2 protein-coding genes and 1 pseudogene are annotated in these 2,134 nt (G+C 64.1%); 1 reads left to right on the forward strand and 2 read right to left on the reverse strand.

The features are described 5' to 3' along the window. Positions 1-192: caspase family protein (locus IVB32_RS22790; protein ID WP_247411488.1), on the reverse strand; the 192-nt coding region annotated here is incomplete at its 3' end. 378 nt (positions 193-570) lie between these two features. Between IVB32_RS22790 and IVB32_RS22795 the strand changes: the two genes are divergently transcribed. After that, positions 571-1,014 (forward strand): hypothetical protein, encoded by a 444-nt coding sequence (locus IVB32_RS22795; RefSeq protein ID WP_204512507.1) that lies wholly within the window; start codon positions 571-573, stop codon positions 1,012-1,014. A gap of 32 nt (positions 1,015-1,046) precedes the next feature. Here IVB32_RS22795 and IVB32_RS22800 read toward each other — a convergent pair. Continuing rightward, positions 1,047-2,134: pseudogene (locus tag IVB32_RS22800) on the reverse strand (hypothetical protein); the annotation flags it as partial.

Raw genomic sequence — 2,134 nt, forward strand, 5'->3', positions numbered from 1 at the left:
CCGCCGCATCTCGATGACGCCGAGATCGCGGCGAAGCTCCACGATATCGAACCCCATCCGCTTGAACACGTCGCTGATGGCGGCGGCGTCGTTGTCGGGATTGGCCAGCCGCGCGACGCTCTGGTAGTTGGACACACCAAGGACCAGCGCCACTCGCTTGTCGGCCTGCGCGGTCGTCGCCGCTGCCAGCATCCACAACATCGACAGCGCAAGCCGGCAGACCAACCGGCTTGAACGCAACATCGGGACTGAAGGGCTCAATCGGATCATGATGCAGGCTTCGCTCCACGCGTCAGCAATGTGGCTGCAATCGATATGAGTACTATTTCGATAGCGGTCCGCCCTCGGGTCTGTGCCATCGATCACACATCAGGCCCGGCCGTCAGGCGAGACGGTTGCCGCCGCGCAGTGTCCTGCCGGGCGACTCCCTGTTCGAAATGATAGTGGAAGGGGCATGGCATTGGGAAGCTGTCCAGCAACCTTCCGCAGATACTTGCCTCCCCGGGGCGCTTGAGCTTCTATGTCGGCATAAATCGCTTTTGCTTCGTTGGCCGCCAAGGGGTTTTCAGAATGATCCGTCCTTTCATGACAGTTGTATTGTCGATTGTAACCAGCGCCTCGTTGCTTCTTTCCGGCACTGCGAGCGCCGACAAGATGCGCCCGGGCTACAAGAGCTACGGAAACGCCCACGGCTTGAATGCCAACGCAGCTTGCCGTCGCCCGCATTTCAACATCTGCCAGGGTTGTAATGTCGTCATCCCGATGCGGGTCGCGCAAGACCGCGGTTGCGGGTTCAATTTCCAATCCCTGGGTCCGTTCGTGGGCCAGGACGTCGTCGTCTCTCCGGCGAACGGATCTTACAGCCTGGTCAACTCGACGAAGGCTGTGTACCGGCCGAATTCCGGCTTTACCGGCAGCGACCATTTCGAGAGCAGACTCTACTTCGAGGACGGCGCCGGCAAGCGCACGTTCCTGAATCTGAAAGTCAACGTCAACGTCGTTCCCAGCCTGTGAGCTGCCGAAGCACCGTGCTCTCGGCACCGGTCTCAATCACCCTCACAGCTGCCTCCGCATGAATCGGCTCCGCCGGACGGACGTGCGCGACCGCGCGGGCTCGGCTCCTGGCGCGATACCGCCTTTGGCTTCTGCGGCGGCGGATCGGGACGCCGGCGGCACGTGCTCTGGGCATCCAGCACGTCATTGCCGTCGCAGACGATCTGGACGCAACGATCGCCTTCTGCCTTTTGTCCCTTGGCGCACACCAGCGGACAGACACGATCGGGCCGGCCGCGCACCGCATCGAGCGCATCGAGGCTGGCAACTTTGACGTCGAATCTGGTGCCGGCGTTTCGGTTGAAATTGTCGAGCGCCTTTTGCGACGGCGCCGTCCAGGCACCGTCGGTGGTCCCGGGATCGCAGCCGACGCGCTTCAGATGGGCCTGGAGCAGGCGTGCAATATCCGCCGGATCCATTGCCGGCACGACAACCGACGCAGGGGCAGGCGCAGCCGGCGGAGTTAGCGCGGCGAGTGTGGCCTGTCGCTCCCGCTCGCGCTGTTCCTGTTCGCGCCTTGCGGCCTCGATCTGCTGCTGCGCGTCCAGCGCGGCCTGCTTCTTTGCCTGCTCGACCTGAAGGGCCGCATCCTCCGCCTGCCGGCGCGCCTCCGCAACCTGCCGCCGGGCATCGTCGAGCTCGCGCTTGGCCTGCTCGGCGATGCGTTGGCGCTCCTTCTCCAGATCGCGCCGGGCCTGTTCTGAGACCTGGAGCTTCGCCTGCTCGGCCTGGCGCGCAGCCTGCTCCTCGATCTGCTTCTTGACATCCTCGTTCTTCTGCCTGGCTTGCTGTTCGGCTTGCCGCCTCAGCAGGTCTGCCTTTTCACGGGCCTTCTCCGCCGCATCCAGCTTGTCGAGGGCCGCATGAGCAGACACAGCGTAGGGGCCGCTACCGTGAACGCCGAGAAACGAGGTCCACGCCTCCCTTGTGCCGATCTGCGCCGCAAATTCGTAGTCTCGCTGGGACTCCGCGTCCGGATCGACCTTTGGGGCAATCAGCGGCACCAGCGCCACGGTGTCGCCGCCGAGCGATCCGTAGACGAAGGGCTCCTGCCGCCGCCCCGTGCTCTTGAGCACCTCGT

Source organism: Bradyrhizobium sp. 23 (assembly GCF_023073295.1).
GTDB lineage: Bacteria > Pseudomonadota > Alphaproteobacteria > Rhizobiales > Xanthobacteraceae > Bradyrhizobium > Bradyrhizobium canariense_D.

Excerpts from the sequence above, each read along its gene's own strand:
- IVB32_RS22795 (WP_204512507.1), top strand. The coding sequence starts at position 571 with ATGATCCGTCCTTTCATGACAGTTGTATTGTCGATTGTAACCAGCGCC.